The 15,408-nt window shown below is 71.5% G+C and carries 15 protein-coding genes; 3 read left to right on the plus strand and 12 right to left on the minus strand.

The features are described from left to right. From ACIBHY_RS15515 to ACIBHY_RS15560, 10 genes are all read right to left on the minus strand, one after another. The gene (locus tag ACIBHY_RS15515) at nucleotides 1-579 is read right to left on the minus strand and encodes an ECF transporter S component (protein WP_397306977.1); all 579 of its coding nucleotides are present in this window, start codon (nucleotides 577-579) and stop codon (nucleotides 1-3) included. Further along, a complete protein-coding gene (locus ACIBHY_RS15520) occupies nucleotides 576-2,183 on the minus strand; it encodes an ABC transporter ATP-binding protein (RefSeq protein WP_397306978.1) in 1,608 nt (535 codons plus the stop codon). Before ACIBHY_RS15520 ends, ACIBHY_RS15515 begins: the two co-directional genes overlap by 4 nt. Continuing rightward, on the minus strand, nucleotides 2,180-3,364 hold the full coding sequence (locus ACIBHY_RS15525) for an adenosylhomocysteinase (RefSeq protein WP_397242874.1): 1,185 nt from the start codon (nucleotides 3,362-3,364) through the stop codon (nucleotides 2,180-2,182). The genes ACIBHY_RS15520 and ACIBHY_RS15525 overlap by 4 nt, the downstream gene beginning before the upstream one ends. Further along, the gene (locus ACIBHY_RS15530) at nucleotides 3,358-3,693 is read right to left on the minus strand and encodes a hypothetical protein (RefSeq protein ID WP_397242872.1); all 336 of its coding nucleotides are present in this window, start codon (nucleotides 3,691-3,693) and stop codon (nucleotides 3,358-3,360) included. Before ACIBHY_RS15530 ends, ACIBHY_RS15525 begins: the two co-directional genes overlap by 7 nt. Nucleotides 3,694-3,728: 35 nt before the next feature. Next, nucleotides 3,729-5,078 carry a cytochrome P450 gene (locus ACIBHY_RS15535; RefSeq protein WP_397306979.1) on the minus strand — a complete coding sequence of 450 codons (1,350 nt, stop codon included), beginning with the start codon at nucleotides 5,076-5,078 and terminating at the stop codon, nucleotides 3,729-3,731. 63 nt (nucleotides 5,079-5,141) lie between these two features. Next, nucleotides 5,142-5,579 (minus strand): hypothetical protein, encoded by a 438-nt coding sequence (locus ACIBHY_RS15540; protein WP_397242868.1) that lies wholly within the window; start codon nucleotides 5,577-5,579, stop codon nucleotides 5,142-5,144. 31 nt (nucleotides 5,580-5,610) lie between these two features. After that, nucleotides 5,611-7,089 (minus strand): MFS transporter, encoded by a 1,479-nt coding sequence (locus ACIBHY_RS15545; protein ID WP_397242866.1) that lies wholly within the window; start codon nucleotides 7,087-7,089, stop codon nucleotides 5,611-5,613. A gap of 69 nt (nucleotides 7,090-7,158) precedes the next feature. Beyond that, a complete protein-coding gene (locus tag ACIBHY_RS15550; protein ID WP_397306980.1) occupies nucleotides 7,159-10,080 on the minus strand; it encodes an AAA family ATPase in 2,922 nt (973 codons plus the stop codon). 10 nt (nucleotides 10,081-10,090) lie between these two features. Then, nucleotides 10,091-10,768 carry a hypothetical protein gene (locus ACIBHY_RS15555; RefSeq protein ID WP_397306981.1) on the minus strand — a complete coding sequence of 226 codons (678 nt, stop codon included), beginning with the start codon at nucleotides 10,766-10,768 and terminating at the stop codon, nucleotides 10,091-10,093. Nucleotides 10,769-10,896: 128 nt separating this feature from the next. Then, on the minus strand, nucleotides 10,897-11,304 hold the full coding sequence (locus ACIBHY_RS15560; RefSeq protein WP_397242860.1) for a hypothetical protein: 408 nt from the start codon (nucleotides 11,302-11,304) through the stop codon (nucleotides 10,897-10,899). Nucleotides 11,305-11,408: 104 nt separating this feature from the next. Here ACIBHY_RS15560 and ACIBHY_RS15565 point away from each other — a divergent pair, with 104 nt between their 5' ends. Together ACIBHY_RS15565 and ACIBHY_RS15570 are read left to right on the plus strand one after the other, a co-directional pair. Then, the gene (locus ACIBHY_RS15565; RefSeq protein WP_379618851.1) at nucleotides 11,409-11,675 is read left to right on the plus strand and encodes a carboxymuconolactone decarboxylase family protein; all 267 of its coding nucleotides are present in this window, start codon (nucleotides 11,409-11,411) and stop codon (nucleotides 11,673-11,675) included. Nucleotides 11,676-11,768: 93 nt separating this feature from the next. Beyond that, nucleotides 11,769-12,995, plus strand: coding sequence for a lipopolysaccharide biosynthesis protein (locus tag ACIBHY_RS15570; RefSeq protein ID WP_397242858.1), 1,227 nt, complete (start codon nucleotides 11,769-11,771; stop codon nucleotides 12,993-12,995). Here ACIBHY_RS15570 and ACIBHY_RS15575 read toward each other — a convergent pair. Both ACIBHY_RS15575 and ACIBHY_RS15580 read right to left on the minus strand, forming a co-directional pair. Continuing rightward, a complete protein-coding gene (locus tag ACIBHY_RS15575) occupies nucleotides 12,976-13,434 on the minus strand; it encodes a flavodoxin (protein WP_397242856.1) in 459 nt (152 codons plus the stop codon). The two genes, ACIBHY_RS15570 and ACIBHY_RS15575, sit on opposite strands and share 20 nt — an antisense overlap. Next, nucleotides 13,431-14,597 carry a PQQ-dependent sugar dehydrogenase gene (locus ACIBHY_RS15580; RefSeq protein ID WP_397306982.1) on the minus strand — a complete coding sequence of 389 codons (1,167 nt, stop codon included), beginning with the start codon at nucleotides 14,595-14,597 and terminating at the stop codon, nucleotides 13,431-13,433. The genes ACIBHY_RS15575 and ACIBHY_RS15580 overlap by 4 nt, the downstream gene beginning before the upstream one ends. 53 nt (nucleotides 14,598-14,650) lie before the next feature. Here ACIBHY_RS15580 and ACIBHY_RS15585 point away from each other — a divergent pair, with 53 nt between their 5' ends. Next, nucleotides 14,651-15,400, plus strand: a complete 750-nt coding sequence (locus tag ACIBHY_RS15585) for an SDR family NAD(P)-dependent oxidoreductase (protein ID WP_397242852.1) — start codon at nucleotides 14,651-14,653, stop codon at nucleotides 15,398-15,400. The last annotated feature ends 8 nt before the right edge of the window (nucleotides 15,401-15,408 follow it).

A 15,408-nucleotide genomic window follows, 5' to 3' on the forward strand; every position in this document is an offset into this window, starting at 1 on the left:
TTACCTGCCCATGCGCTTGGAGATCGGTTCCCAGATCGCGTCGAGCGCGGGCACCAGAATGAGGGCGACCAGCGTGTTGCTGAGCAGCAGCGGGCCGAAGGCGAAGGAGGCCCAGCCGCCGAACGTGAGGTCCTGCAGCCACATGTCGGTGAAGGTCGTGGCGAACCCGATGAGCATCGCGACCCACGCGATGGCGCCCACCAGGACCAGGCGCAGCATCTCCTTGGAGGCGCCGATACGCGACACGAGCAGGGCGAACAGGATGCCGGCCAGCAGTCCGGTCAGCGCGTTGGCCAGGCTCCAGTTCCAGTAGAACAGCGCGCCGTAGCCCTTGATCTGGTCGATGACCATGTTGCCGACCAGGCCGGTGAAGAATCCGGCGATTGGGCCGAACCGCATGCCGATGAACGGCACGAGCGCGAAGGCGGGGCGGATGTCGACGTTCTGGGTGCCCGGAATGGTGAAGCTGATCAGGCCCAGCACCGCGTACAGGGCGGCGCCGACGGCGGCGAAGACGACCACGCGGGAGTTGATCTCCCACAGCGAGGTGCGGACGGGTAAGGCGTCGGGGGATGTCATGGCAGGTGAGTCCTTCCAGATCTGGCCAGCTCGAACGGGTGCGGTATCGCTCCTTCCCCGGGTAGCAGATCGCGGATGGCGCGGACCAGGCTGGTCTCGCGCAGGCCGCTGCCGGTCCACAACCGCTCGTCGTGGGCCAGCACGGCCGGTGAGGCGTCGGCGACGACGCGGCCGCCGTCCACGATGACGATGCGGTCGGCGCGGGTGATCGCCAGGTCCACGTCGTGGGTGATGAAGTAGACGCTCTGGATGCCGTCGAGCACGCGGTCCATGAACGTGGTCGTGGTGCGCAGGTCCTGCCCGGCCGTCGGCTCGTCGAGCACGAGCGTCCTGGGGCGCATGGCCAGCGCGAGCGCCACGGTCAGCCGGCGCTGCTGGCCGTGCGAGAGCGTGTGCGGCGGGCGGGACATGATGCCGGGCTCGCGGTCGAGCAGCATCGTGGCCAGCGCCTCGCGGGAGACCTCGGCGATCTGCTCGGGGTTCTGCCCGAGGTTGCGGGGGCCGAAGGCCAGCTCCTCCTCCACGGTGGCGGAGAAGAGCGCCTGGCCGGGGTTCTGGAAGACGTAGCCGAAGGTCGTGGCGAGGCTGAGCGTGTCGCGTTCGCCGACGGGCTCGCCGTCCACGAGGATCTCGCCGCTGGTGGGTTCGAGCAGGCGTACGGCGGCGCGCAGCAGGGTCGACTTGCCGGCGCCGTTGCGGCCGAGGACGGCGACCCGTTCGTCGGCCTTCAGGTCGAGGTCGGTGTCCTGCAGGACGGTGCGGGAGCCGTACCCGAGCGAGACGTTCTTGTAGGCGAGGCGGGAGGGGCCGGTGCGGGCCGGGCGGGCCGGCTCGGGGAGGCTGGGCAGTTCGGCGGCGCGGGCCACGAGAGTCTCGAAGGGGAGTTTGACGTGCGCCACCGGCGCCTGACGCAGGAATCCCGAAATGTCGCCCGAGTAGCGGGTGCGGCCCTCCTCCATGTACAGCGCCTTGGCCGGGCCGAACTCCAGCAGTTCCTCCACCCGGTGCTCCACCACCACGGCCGCGCCGCCGTCGTCGACGAAGCGGCGTAACGCGCCCAGCAGGCGGCGTCCCGCGTCCGGATCCAGGTTGGCCAGCGGCTCGTCCACGACCACGACGTCCGGGCGCATCACCAGCACGCCCGCGAACGCCACCATCTGCAGCTCGCCGCCGCTCAGCTCGTGGGTGGGGCGGGCCAGCAGGTGGACGATGCCGACGCGGGCGGCCACCTCGTCGATCCTGGCGCGGATCTCGGCGCGGGGCAGGCCGAGGTTCTCCGGGCCGAAGGCCAGTTCGGTGGCGACCGTGGTGCCGACGATCTGCTTGGCGGGGTCCTGCAGCAGCGTGCCGACCACGGTGGAGAGCTGCCGGATCGACTGCTCCAGGGCGGGCCGGCCGCCGATCTCCACCCGCCCGGTGACCTCGGCGCGGTAGGCGTGCGGCACCAGCCCGTTGAGCAGCCGCAGCAGCGTGCTCTTGCCGCACCCTGACGGCCCGGCGACCAGCACGAAGTCGCCGCGCTCCACGGCCAGGTCCACGCCGTGCAGCACCTGTTGCCCGGTCGAGCGGTACCGGACGGTGGCGTCGCGGACGTCGACGATCACAGTCCACGGTCCAGGAACGCGCGCTGCCGATCGGTCGCCCGGTCAAGCCGTACGCCCAGCGCGTCCAGCTTCAGCCGGGCCACCCGCTCGTCCAGCTCGTCGGGCAGCGGGTGCACGCCCGGCGGCAGGCGCCGCCCGAGCAGGTGGCCGACGGCCAGCGCCTGCAGCGACAGGGACAGGTCCATGATCTCGATCGGGTTGCCCTCGGCCGCGGCGCAGTTGACGCACTCGCCCTCGGCCAGCAGGTACCAGCCGCCGTGGTCGGTGACGCCGGGACGGACCGGGCGGCCGCCCGGCGGCCGTTCCACCTCGTCCTCCACTCCCCCGGCCACCGCCACGAAGGCGCCCGGCTTCAGCGCGGCGAGATGCCCGGCCGTGATCGTGCCGGCGACGCCGGTGGCGCTGAACAGCAGGTCCGCCTCCGGGCAGGCGTCGATCAGGGGCAGCACGCGCAGGCCGTCGTGGTGGGCGCGCAGCGCGGCGAACGGGTCCACCTCGCTGACCACGACCTCCGCGCCCAGGGCCGCGGCGTAGCGGGCCACGCCCTGGCCCACGTGCCCGTATCCGGCGACCACGCAGGTCAGCCCGTCGAGCTCCAGTCCGCTGAGGTCCAGCGCGGCCATGACGCACGACTGCCCGGTGCCGTGCACGTTGTCGAACAGGACCTTGCAGCGGGCGTCGTTGACCGCGAGGACCGGCACCCGCAGGGTGCCGTCAGCGGCCATGACCCGCAGCGGACGCAGGCCGCTCGTGGTCTCCTCGGCGGCGCCCCTGAGCGGGCCGAGCCGGTCCTCGGCATGGGCCAGCCTGATCACCCGGGAGCCGTCGTCGACCAGCGCGTCGAGCCCGGCGTCGAGCATCCGGCGGGCCAGGTCGTCGTCCTGGGCGCGCGTCGTGCGGGATCTGGCCAGCACCGACACGCCCGCGTGCACCAGCGCGGCGGCCACGTCGTCGGAGGTCTCCCTGCCGGGGCAGTGCACGATCACCTCGGCCCCGGCGTCCCGCAGCGCGAGGGCCAGGTTGGCGGTCTTGGGCTCCAGGACGAGCACGAGGCCGACCCGCCAGCCGTCCAGGTCGAGCTCCCCCGACAGGGCGCCGAGCACGGGCATGAAGCGCCGCGCCCACGCGATCCGGCCGGCTCCACCGGGCCAGAGCCCGGGGTTGGCGATGTCGGTCAGCACGGGACGCTCACGACATAGACATCCGCGTCGCCGCCGCCCAGGTTGACGCGGGTCACGTCCTGCCTGGCCTCTGTCATGCCGAGGACGCCGCAGCGTACGCTGCCCACGACCACGGCGCCCGGCTTCAGCGCGACGGCCTGCACGCCATCGCCGAAGATCAGGTCGGCCTCTTCGACGGGGCTGCCGGGATGGGCGCCCATCGCGCGCAGCCGCGTGGCCAGGCCCGGCGGCGCGTCGCCGACGATCGCCACGCGTTTGCCGGCCATGAGCAGGTTCGTGCGGCGCAGGACGGCCTGGATGAGCCCCTGCGCGCTGAGGAGCCGGGTCAAGGGCGTCCTTCCGATCTTCGCGGGATCCGATTGAATTAGACCACTTTGTACAGTCTCATCGGAATCCCATCGCGCGGCCGGAGTGTCACCGTCGCCTCCGCCCGCACCTCCGCGCCCGGCTCCATCTCCAGCCGGAATCGCCGCACCAGCATGGCGATGATCAGGGTCGCCTCCATTACCGCGAACCCGGCCCCCACGCAGATCCGCCGCCCGGCGCCGAAGGGCAGGTAGCTGAAGCGGCGCGGCGCCGCCCCGGGCAGGAACCGCTCCGGGTCGAACCGGTCGGGATCCGGCCAGGCGCCCGGGTCCCGGTGCGCCAGGTAGACCGGGACGACCACGTTCGTGCCCGCGGGCACGAACAGGTCGCCGAGGTGGTCGTCGGCCACCGCCGTACGCACGATCGACCAGGCCGGCGGATAGAGGCGTAAGGCCTCCTGGAAGGCGGCGGCGGTGTAGACGAGCCGGTCGGCGTCCTCGGCGGTCGGCACGCGGCCGTCGAGCACCTCGGCCACCTCGGCCTCGACGCGGGCGCGGACCCCGGAGTGCAGGGCGAGCAGGTGCCAGAACCAGGCCAGGCCGTTGGCGGTGGTCTCGTGCCCGGCCAGCAGGAAGGTCATCACCTCGTCGCGTACCTGCCCGCGGTCCATGGGTGCCGCGAGCAGCAGGCCGAGCAGGTCGTCGGTGCCGCCGGGGTGCGCCGCGACGACCGCCTCCACGACCTCGTCGGTGGTGGTCAGGACGTCGTGCAGGCCCCGGATGCCGGGGATCCACCTGGGCGCCCGCCGTACGACGGCGTGGGCGGCGTCCACCAGCCACGGCGGGGTGCGGAAGAGCAGTTGCAGGCGGGTCGCGCGCACGCCCGCGCGCAGGCCGGAGGTGAGGACGGGCCCGAGCCGCGCGGCCTGCTCCGACAGGCCCGAGCCGAACAGCGCCCGGCCGACCACGTCGAGTGTGAGCCGGTTCATGGCGGTGGCGGCGTCCACCCGGGCGCCGTCCGGCAGTTGCTCCCATTCCTTGGCGAAGTCCGCGACGGCCTCGGTCATGTGCTCGGCGAAGCGGCCCAGGTGGCGTTTGGCGAACATCGGCTGGATGAGCCGGCGCTGGGCGGCCCAGCGCTCGCCCTCGCTGGTCAGCAGGCCGTCGCCGGTGACGACGGCGAGCAGCCGGTACTGCGCGGACTTGGCGTAGAGGTGCTGGTGGGTGACGAAGACGCGCTCGACGTGCTCGGGCGCCCACACCACGACGTAGCCGCCGCGCCGGCTCGTCCGCACCTGTACGGCTCCCGCCGACCGGTCGGCGATCATGTCGAAGCGATCGAGCACGTCCTGGAAGGTGTATAGCGCCCGCAACCGGTTCCGCAGGCTGATCCGCACGACCTCCGGCATCCCACACCCCACTATTAGCAGCTACGTCCAATTAGTGGGGCGCCGGGCGGTCCGGTCAAGACATCAGGGTACTTCGTGCAACAGACCCTGGCCGTCCACCTGCACCTTCGCGTTCGGCCCGCCCTCGCCGCACTCGGGCCCGTTGGGGAAGCGGCCGCGCGGCGTCACCTGGATGTCCCGCTCCACCACCGGCTTCCCCGCGGGGTCGGTCAGCTTCAGCGAGACCTCGGCCGGCTCTTTACGCAGCCCTTCCACGTCGCCGAAGCCGGACCGGCCGCCCCGGTCGGCCCGGAAGAGCTCCAGCTTGGCCGGGCGGCACGTCCCCGCCTGGCACACCTCCATCTCGGCCGCCGCCACCCGGTCGGAGATCGGCGGCGCCACGTCCACCTGGATGCCCACGGGCGTACCGATGAGTGTGCACATCCGGTCGCTCTGGCAGGCGGCGAGCGGAAGGGCGGCGAGAAGCACGCACATGCCCTTCAGCGGGAGAAGGCGGTTCATATCCTGACGACGGCCCGCCACCACGACCGGTTCACGGCTCCTCGCTCTTGAGCCGCCGCGCCTTGGCCTCGATCGCGCTCAGCGGCTCGGCGATGGTCTCCAGCGCGGCGCGCTCGGCCTTCACCCCGAAGCGCAGCTCCACCAGGCCCGCGAAGATCATCATCCCGGCGGCGAAGAGATAGCCGTAGAACAGCCGCGTCGGCTCCGGGTCGGCCTGGTCGCCGATGAGCGCGCCGAAGATGGTCGGCCCGAAGGAGCCCACGACCTGACCCATCGCGAAGAACAGCGAGATCGCCTGCGCCCGCATCTCGATCGGGAAGATCTCGCTGACCGTCAGGTACGCCGAGCTGGCCGCCGCCGAGGCGATGAAGAAGATGACCGACCACATGATCGTCTGCGTGGTCGCGGTCAGCACGCCGCGCTCGAACAACCACCCGGTGAAGGCCAGCAGCGACCCCGAGACGATGTAGGTGCCGGAGATCATCTGCCGGCGCCCCACGGTGTCGAACAGCCGGCCGAGCACGATCGGGCCGAGCAGGTTGCCGAGGGCGAAGGCGAACATGTACTTGGGCACCTCGCCGGCCTCGACGTCGTAGAAGTGGGTGAGCACCAGCGCGTACGTGAAGAAGATCGCGTTGTAGAGGAACGACTGGCAGATCATCAGCGTGGCGCTCAGGAACGAGCGCCCCGGATAGGTACGGAAGAGCGTCCTGGCCACCTCGACCAGAGGCAGCTGCTTCTGCGGCACCACCTCGATGGCCGCGCTCTCCGGCACCGGCTCCAGGACGAGGTCGTCCTCCTTCTCCACCTCCTTCTCGATCGCGGTGACCACCCGCTCCGCCTCGTCCTCGCGGCCGTGGGTCATCAGCCAGCGCGGGCTCTCCGGCAGGTGCCTGCGCAGGCCCCAGATGAGGATGCCCAGCACCGGGCCGATGAGGAAGCCGAGCCGCCACGCCCAGTCGGGGTCGAGCGGGCCCGCCGGGTTGAGCAGGAAGAAGGTCGCCGAGGTGGCCAGCAGCGCGCCGAGCCAGTACGTGCCGTTGATGGCCAGGTCCACGTGGCCCCGGTACTTGGAGGGGATCATCTCGTCGATCGCCGAGTTGACCGCGGCGTACTCGCCGCCGATGCCGGTTCCGGCGACGAAGCGCAGCACGAGGAAGCTGCCGAGGTCCCAGGAGAAGGCGGTCAGGCCGCTGGCGATCAGGTAGACGGCCAGCGTGAGAATGAACAGCCTGCGCCTGCCCATCCGGTCGGACAGCCACCCGAAGAACAGCGCGCCGACCACCTGGCCGATGAGGTAAACGGTCGCCGACAGGCCCACCTCCGCCGACGTCAGCCCCAGCGTGTCGGAGCGCTGCAGGAACGCGGCGACGTTGCTGACGATCGTGATCTCCAGTCCGTCCAGCACCCATGCGACGCCGAGCGCGATCACCAGCCGGGTGTGGAACGGCGACCAGGGCAGGCGGTCCATGCGCGCGGGCACCAGGCTGCGGACGATTCCAGGACCCATACGACGATCACTCCTTGCTCGGGTCCGTATCACCCTAAGCAATGAAGCGAGCACCTTATGTGATTGAGGTCATCCTTCTCCGGCAGCCCGTCCGCCGTCGTAGCCGAGCAGGCGCATCGCCGTGTCGGGATCCATGGCGGCGGCCAGCAGCTGGGCGCGGGCATGGGCCCGGTCGCGCTCGCCCTCCGCCCTGGCGCGGGCGGCGCGCAGCCCCCTGACGGCCACGACCGCCAGGCAGGCGCCCACGATCAGCGCCACCACGACCACGAACAGGATCACCAGAAGTCCCGGCGAGGCCGGCTCGACGGTGGGTCCCGACCGGGTGACCGCCAGAGCGCCCAGCACCGCCACCACGACCAGCCCGGCCAGGCTGCCGGCCGCGATCAGCACCGCCCGGCCCAGACCCGGCCGGGCGCGCTCATCGACGGGCCGCTGCGGGTGCGCTCGCGGTGGACGAACCTGGTGCGGGTGCACGGGCTGCGGGCGGGCCTGGTGCGGGTGCACGTGTCGCGGTGGGACCTGTTGCGGTTGAAGCTGCTGTGGCTGGACCTGCTGTGGTCGGCGCTGCTGCGGGCGGGCTGGTTGCGGTTGGACCTGCTGCGGGCGGGCCTGTTGCGGGGGCGCCCAGGCCACGAACTCCGGCCGCGCCGTACCCCCGGCAGCCGGTACGGCAGGCCCGCCGGAACCAGACCCGCCCCAAGAAGGCACGGCCCCAGGCCGGCCCGGCCCGGCCGGAGAGGGCACGGGCGGCGCGGGCATGGGCGGGTTCCGGAGGGGCACGGCCGCGGGCTGCACGACCTCGTCCGCCGCCACGCCCGGCAGTTCCCGCTCGATCCGGCCGTGCTCGTGGTGCGCCCTGGCCGCCTCCCGGTGGTAGTCCTCCAGCTCGGCGTGGAGCTCGTCCGAGACGTACACGCTCCCGTCGACCAGCGGCCCGGCCCGCCGCTCGATGATCGCCACCACGTCGTCCCCGTCGAGCGTGCGGTGCGTCTCAAGCGCGTGGGCGACGCCCAGCACCTCCCGCCGGTGCTCCCGCAGCAGCCGCTCGGCCTTCTCCAGCAGCCGCGCGAGGGTGACCTCGATCCGCTCCCCCAGCATGTCCGGCGCCAGGCCGCTCTGCCCGGTCCTGCCGCCCATGATCTCCAGCTCCCGCAGCGCGGGCAGCGAGGCGACTCCGGAGCCCATTCCCCAGCAGGACTCCATGAGCGCGGTCAGGAGTGTGGCCGCGTGCAGGTCGCCGGAGACCCCCGAGGAGTTGTCTCCGGCGAAGAACATCCGCTCCCCCGCCAGCGAGGCGAGCGAGACCATGATGTCCGCCTCGTACTCCGACTTCCACCGGGTGACCCGGTCCTCCGGCCCGATCGAGGCGGCCATGCCGAGGTGGTCGGCGCCCTTCTCGATCGTGGCGACGTCGATCTCCAGGTGGGAGCGCGTGTGGTAGGCCACCACGGCGTGGCAGGCCTCGTGGACGGCGGCGGCGTGCCGTTCGCGCTCGACGTCCTCGGTGTCCTCCGGCGGCCCGAGCCGCCTGAACCGCTGGGCCCGCAGCACGTCGGCCCAGGTGATGACCTCGCGGCCGTCGCGGATGGCGGTAATCAGCGACTCGTTGACCAGGTCCTTGATCGTGGCGCCGGTGGCGTAGGGCGTGATCGCGGCCAGCTTGCCGATCTGCCCGGGGGTGAGCTCGTGCCGGACCCTGTCGAAGTAGCCCTGGTAGGTGCGCACCCGCCCGGCCTTGGACGGGTAGCCGACCTTGTGGACGCGGTCGATGCGACCGGGCCGCAACAACGCCTCGTCGAGCGCGCCGGGGCGGCTGGTGGCCATCATGACGAGGATGCGGTACTTGGGTGGCGGCTTGGGCCGCATGCCCAGCACGCGGCGTACCTGCCGGTTGAAGAGGCCGCGCGGCTTCTTCAGGCCGGACAGCTCGGTGAGCAGCGCCCGCAGGGCGCCACTGTCGTTCATGCCGCCACCCTCGGGGCGGCGCGCCGTGAAGGCGAGGACGGAGCGGGTCTCCTGCGACAGGTAGTCCAGGCCGTGGCAGGCGCTGACGCCCTGCCGGGCCGGGCGCTCGCGCCTGCCGAGCGCGTCGGCCTCGTCGAAGAAGACGATCACGCCGCCGTGGCGCAGGGCGAGTTTGCGCAGCTTCCTGAAGAGCGCCTTCACCTTGAGGCCGCCCATGAGCATGCCGGTGAAGGCGCCGGGATCCACGGACACGTACGGCTTGCCGGTCTCACCGGCCACCGCCTCGGCCATCAGCCTCTTGCCGGTGCCCGGCGGCCCCCAGAGCAGCAGCCCGCCGGGCACGTAGCCGCCGCGTTCCTCGATGGCGCCGGGCCTGTCCAGGAGGACGATGTTCTCCTTGACCCGTTCGAGCACGTGGTCCTGCCCCCACACGTCGGCGAAGCGGGTCTGGATGTCGTCGGGCGGGTACGTCTCCACGCCGCCGCGCGCCAGGAACCAGAGCAGCCCGGCGACCTGGATGACGATCACCGAGACCAGGAAGACGACCTGCAGCACGAACGGCAGCGCCTGCACGACCAGCGCCGGAGCCCTGAACGGGGCGATGAACGGGCTGACGTCCAGCACCGCCCCGAGCACCAGCGCGACCAGCGACATCCAGAAGGCGATCTTGACGGCTCTGGCGACGCGGAAGCGGGTCCAGTCGCCGAAGCGGCGGTGCGACCAGCGTTCCCAGCCGCCGAAGACCTTCCGGCTCCAGAACCGGTGATAGCCGGAGGAACGCTCCGCGGCCAGGAAGTGCGCCTGCCGTACCGTCTCGGCGGCCAGCAGCCAGAAGATCCACGGATGGGCCCGCCCGGTGTGCTGCGCGGCCTCCCCGAAGGAGATGATCCCCTCGAAGTCCGCCATCGTGGTGAAGGTCAGGACGAGGAAGGCGGCCAGCAGCCCGATCAGGAACATGCCGCGGTCCCAGAGCCGCACCTTCACCCTGGTGACGCGCAGCCCCTCGTGGGGCGTGGTCGTGGTCACTGGAGCTCCCTCATCCGGGCAGCCGGAGCAGCTTGAACGATCGCGCGATCTGGTCGATCTCGCCGCCGCGCTCTCTGAAGCAGAGCGATCGGCAGCTGACGATCAGCACCGAGACCGTGGAGCCCTTCTCGTCGAGGATCGCGGTCTGGTCGAAGGTCTGGACGTCGGGGCCGATCTGGTAGCTGAAGCGCAGCCGCACGCCCCTGGCGCCGCCGTCCAGGGTCAGGACCCGGTCGATCAACGGCTCGAACTTGAGGTAGAGCGGCATCTGCCCGCTGCCGAGCCGGTCGGTGACGTACGCGGTCCTGGCCGGCTCCGTCACCGGGAAGACGAAGTCGCGCAGCCCGTCGAGCGAGACCCGGTCGCGCTCGCGCACGGTGAGCTGGTGGACGGTGGAGTACACGAACGGCTCGCCGGAGCTGAGCAGGTGCTGGAGGGTCGGCGCGCCCGCCTGGTCGAAGGCGGTGGACCACACCCGCTCCTTGCGCAGCCTGGCGGCCTCGGAGTCGGGGTGGAGCCTGCTCAGGTAGAGCTCGATCGGGTAGGCGTCGAGCTGGGCGAAGGTGGAGGGGACCTTGAAGTAGGTCGTGCCGCCCTTGTCGCGTACGTAGTGGAAGGCCGGCTGGCCGCAGGCCGATGCCAGGAGGGCCGCGACCATGACCGCGGCCCAGGTCCGTACCGATATCACCGGGGCTTACCTCCGCTTAACGGACCAACGGTGTTGTTGTGCCCTTTTTCATGCGGAATGAGCGTCATGACCGGTGACAAATCTTGACCAAATCTTGGCCATACCTTGGTTTTACTTGTTACGAAAACCTAAGGGTATTCCTTGACCGGGACCTGCACGGTGACCGTGCCCGCCTCCTGGAACTGGAAGGTCGCCGGAACCCACGAGCCCACCCGCGCCTCCAGCCCGGTGGCGGTGGCGATCGCCCGGTCCCCGCCGACCGGCTCGGCGGGCGGCAACTCGATCGGGGCCGGCAGGGCGAGGTTCCCTGAGGTGATCGTCAGCTGGACGAGCCGGTCGGCCCGCGCGCCGGAGTTGATCAGCACGGCGTGCAGCGAGCCGCCTTTCAGCAGGTAGGCGTTGCGCACGTGCACACCCCGCCGGCTGGCGTTCCCGCCGTCGTTGCGCGGCAGCGCCGCGCCCGGCGCCTCCCCCTGATCGGCCCCGCAGGCCGTGACGAGCAGCAGCGCGGCGGCGAGTAGACCTAAGGCACGCATGCCTTCACGGTCACTCCGCCGCAACGTTCCCGCAACCCCCCATTGGTTCATCTCCGGAAGTAGCGAAAGATAAGAGGATCACCCGGATAGGGAGCGCGGTTTGTATGGCAGAGATGACCTTCGCCGATCTGTGGTCACGAGACGCGCTCTCTTTCCGAGAACGCCGGCTCCTGCTGCTCGGCCTGCTCGTCGGCCAGGGCGGTCTTGACGAGGAACTGCTGATCCAGCTGGACGCGGCGGTGCGGGCCAGAGAGCTGAGCGTGGAGGAGTTGCGGGAGGTCGTCGCCTTCCTCACCCACTACGCCGGCTGGACACGCGGCGCCCGTCTCAACGCCCAGGTGGAGGATCTCATCGACCAGATTTCCGGCTGAATTCCCCTCCTTGGCAAATGCAGACGATCTCCCGACTTCACGGAAAACCACGCCACATAATCCGCGACGGGAGTGGTCCATAGGATCTGCCCCATGGGCCGGGCGCTGAGAACGACCATCCGCGCGGCCTTTCCGATGATGGCCGCCGAGGCCGTGAAGACGGCACTCGGCATCGTCGCCGGCGCCGCCCTGGCCCGCGCCCTCCACCCGGAGGGCCGGGGCCTGTACGCGGCGATCGTCAGCATCGCCACGACCGCCGTCCTCATCGGGCACTGGTCGCTGAACACCTCGCAGATCGCCTTCTGGCCGCACCGGGTGCTGCGGGCGCGGCTGGCGGGCAACGCCGTCGTCATCGGCTTCGGCATGGGCACGATCACCGCCCTGCTCGCCTTCGCCGCGGCCGCCGCCTGCGATCCGCGCACCGCCACGCCCGCGCTGGCGATCGCGCTGGCGTCGGTCCCGTTCACCGTCTGCTGGCTCAACCTGCGCGGCGTCCTGCTCCTGCGCGGCCGCACCCGGCTGGTCAACCAGGCACAACTGGCCTCCGGGTTCGCGCAGTACCTCCCGATCCTGGCGCTGGCCGCCTTCGACCTGCTCACGCTCACCGCCGTCGTCGCGTGCTGGGCGGCGGCCAGCGTACCGGCCGTGCTGCGCTTCACCGGCGCGCTCGGGGCACGCGCGCTGCGCCCCGCCAGGGCACTGGCCGTCCGCCAGCTCGCCCTGTCCGGCCGCTACCACCTCGGCCTCGTCGCCTTCCACCTGCTGCCCGCGGCCGACACGCTGCTGCTCGGGTTCCTGCACTCGCCCCGCGAGGCGGGCTTCTACACCGTCGCCGCGGGGGTCCTGATGCTGGTGAAGATCCCGACCGAGGCGGTAGCCCACGTGTGCCTGCCGGGCCAGGCGGACGGCACCGACTCCGGCTCGCGCGCCGTCACCGCCCACATGCTCACGCTCAACCTGGTGATCGCGCTGGGGTGCGTCGCGCTGATCGCCGCCGGTGCCGCGTACGCGCTGCCTTTCGTGTACGGCCCGCCGTACGCCGCGAGCGTGGCCCCGCTCCTCGCGCTCGCGCCCGCGGCCGTGATGGCGGCGCTCATCAAACCCGTCGAGCAGCATCTGGCCCGGCTGGCCAGGCCACGCCCGATGACCATGATCACGCTGTCGGCCCTGGCGCTCAACCTCGGCCTGGACACCGCGCTGATCCCCGCCTGGGGCGCGACCGGCGCGGGGGTGGCCTCCAGCATCACGCACGCGGCGACGGCGGCCCTGATGATCGCCTGGTTCGTGAGGTCGCCGGAGGTCAGCCGGCCGGGCCGATGACGGCGGCCAGGGTCGCGCCCAGCTCCCAGCAGGCTTCCAGGTCGGCCTTGGCGGGGCGGCCCGTGACGCTGACCGGCGCGGCCGCGCGCTCCCAGCCCAGCCCGCCCGCGATCGACTCCACCGCGCGCACCGCTCCGGTGGTGTCGTTGTCGCCGTGCACCCACAGCCCGTACGGCAGCCGCCGCGTCTCGGCCAGGCACGGGTAGTAGACGGTGTCCAGGAAGTGCTTGAGCGCGCCCGACATGTAGCCGATGTTGGCGCTCGTCCCCATGAGCAGCCCGTCGGCGGCGAGCAGGTCGGCCGCCGTGGCGCCCAGAGCCGGCTCCGTCACGACCTCGACCCCCTCGACCTCGTCGGTGGTCGCCCCCTTGAGCACCTGCTCGTACAGCTCGTGCGTGGCCGGTGAGACCGTGTGGTGCACGATCAGCAGGCGGCTCACGACGCCGCCTCGATCTTGTAGACAGGTCCCTGGAGGCTGAGCGCGTACAGTTCTCCGTCGGCCGCCTGCCCGAACGACGACAGCTGCTCGACCGTGCCCACGTCGACGACGTCTTCCAGCTCGTCGGCCTGCGCCGCCTTCACCCATCCCGCGCAGAAGTCCCCGTACAGGAACCGGCCCCGCAACCACGGGATCTTCTCGCCCCGGTAGACGAACCCGGCGATGACCGAGCAGTTGCCGCCCTCGCCCAGCGGATAGGTGATCACCGGGTCGGTGAGTTCCTTTCCCTTGCCGCCGTTGAACGGCTGGTCGCCTTCGCGCAGGTTCCACCCGTAGTTCTCGCCGCCCTCGGAACCGGACGGCTGGAAGTCGACCTCCTCCCAGGCGTTCTGGCCGACGTCCCCGATCCAGAGGTCGCCGCTCTCCCGGTCGAAGGTGAACCGCCACGGGTTCCGCAGCCCATAGGCCCAGATCTCCGGCTTCGCGCCTTCCTTCCCGGTGAAGGGGTTGTCCTCCGGCACCTTGTACGGCGTCCCGCGCGGGTCGATGCGCAGGATCTTGCCCAGCCACGTGCCGAGATCCTGCCCGTTCCCCTCCGGGTCGCCGCCGCTGCCTCCGTCGCCCAGCGCGATGTACAGATACCCGTCGGGGCCGAACGCCAGTTGCCCGCCGTTGTGGTTGGCGAACGGCTGGTCCTGCCGCAGAACGTCCCGGCGGCCCGTGGCCTCGCGCCCGTCGAAGGCCCACTCGGTCACGTGGGTGTGGCCGTCCCGGTCGGTCCAGTCCAGGTACAGCCATCGGCCGCTCGGATGGAAGGCCACCCCGAGCAGCCCCTGCTCGTTGCCGGTGCTGACCTCGCCGGACAGGTCGAGCACGGTCGCGCCGTCCAGCGTGCGGAGCCTGCCGCCCTGCTCGGCGACGTAGACGCGCTCGTCGACCTTACGTATGGCGAAGGCCACGGGCTTGTCCATCGTGGCCACCTCGGTGAACACCAGTTTGCCCGGCTTGTCCGGCTTGGCCGGCGCCTCGGGGGAAGGCGTCGTGGACGAGGGCGCGGCGGCCGGGGCGGAGGGCGTACCGGCCACGGGAGCGGAGGGTGCGCAGGCCAGCGCCGTCACGGTGAGGACCATGACGGCCAGCGGCGCGTGAAGAGCCGATCGCACCCCCCGATCCTCTCACGCCACCCTCGCCCTCCACGGCGGGCTAATCTGCGAACATGCCTACCGCACTGATCACGGGCGCGACCGCCGGCATCGGCGCCGCCTTCGCCCGTCGCCTGGCCGCCGACGGTTTCACGCTGGTCCTCGTCGCCCGCGACGAGCAGCGCCTCGCCGAGAGCGCCGAGCAGCTCAAGCTCCGGTACGGCGGCGCCGTCGAGACCCTGCCCGCCGACCTGTCCACCGAGGACGGTCTCACCGCGGTCGAATCCCGCGTCCGCGACGGCGTGGACCTCCTGGTGAACAACGCCGGCTTCGCGCACCCCGACACCTTCCTGCGGACCTCGGTCGAGGACGAGCGGCGCATGCTGAAGGTGCACTGCGAAGCCGTCCTGCGCCTGACGCTGGCCGCGTTGCCCGGCATGAAGTCCCGGGGCCGCGGCGCCGTCATCAACGTCGCCTCGGTGGCCGCCTTCTTCACCCGCGGCACCTACAGCGCCTCGAAGGCCTGGGTGGTCAACTTCAGCACGGCCGCCGCCGTCGAGGTGGGCCACCCCCGTGTGAAGATCATGGCCCTGTGCCCGGGGCTCGTCCGCACCGAGTTCCACGAACGCGCCAACATGGACACCTCCGGCCTGCCCGGCTTCCTCTGGCTGAAGGCCGACAACGTGGTCGGCGAGGCCATGCGCGACCTTGCCCTGGGCCGCGTGATCAGCATCCCGGACCTGCGTTACAAGGCGATCGTCGCGGTGGGCCGGCTCGTCCCCCGCAACCTGGCCGCCCAGATCTCCACCAAGGTCGGCCGCTGAGGACAAGG

It is taken from the genome of Nonomuraea sp. NPDC050547, assembly GCF_044457345.1.
Taxonomy (GTDB): domain Bacteria; phylum Actinomycetota; class Actinomycetes; order Streptosporangiales; family Streptosporangiaceae; genus Nonomuraea.

Bases quoted from the DNA above. Each gene is read 5' to 3' on its own strand.
- ACIBHY_RS15515 (WP_397306977.1), bottom strand. From the start codon at position 579: ATGACATCCCCCGACGCCTTACCCGTCCGCACCTCGCTGTGGGAGATC.
- ACIBHY_RS15535 (WP_397306979.1), bottom strand. From the start codon at position 5,078: ATGCCGGAGGTCGTGCGGATCAGCCTGCGGAACCGGTTGCGGGCGCTA.
- ACIBHY_RS15540 (WP_397242868.1), bottom strand. From the start codon at position 5,579: ATGAACCGCCTTCTCCCGCTGAAGGGCATGTGCGTGCTTCTCGCCGCC.
- ACIBHY_RS15545 (WP_397242866.1), bottom strand. From the start codon at position 7,089: ATGGGTCCTGGAATCGTCCGCAGCCTGGTGCCCGCGCGCATGGACCGC.
- ACIBHY_RS15560 (WP_397242860.1), bottom strand. From the start codon at position 11,304: ATGCGTGCCTTAGGTCTACTCGCCGCCGCGCTGCTGCTCGTCACGGCC.
- ACIBHY_RS15565 (WP_379618851.1), top strand. From the start codon at position 11,409: ATGGCAGAGATGACCTTCGCCGATCTGTGGTCACGAGACGCGCTCTCT.
- ACIBHY_RS15570 (WP_397242858.1), top strand. From the start codon at position 11,769: ATGGGCCGGGCGCTGAGAACGACCATCCGCGCGGCCTTTCCGATGATG.
- ACIBHY_RS15585 (WP_397242852.1), top strand. From the start codon at position 14,651: ATGCCTACCGCACTGATCACGGGCGCGACCGCCGGCATCGGCGCCGCC.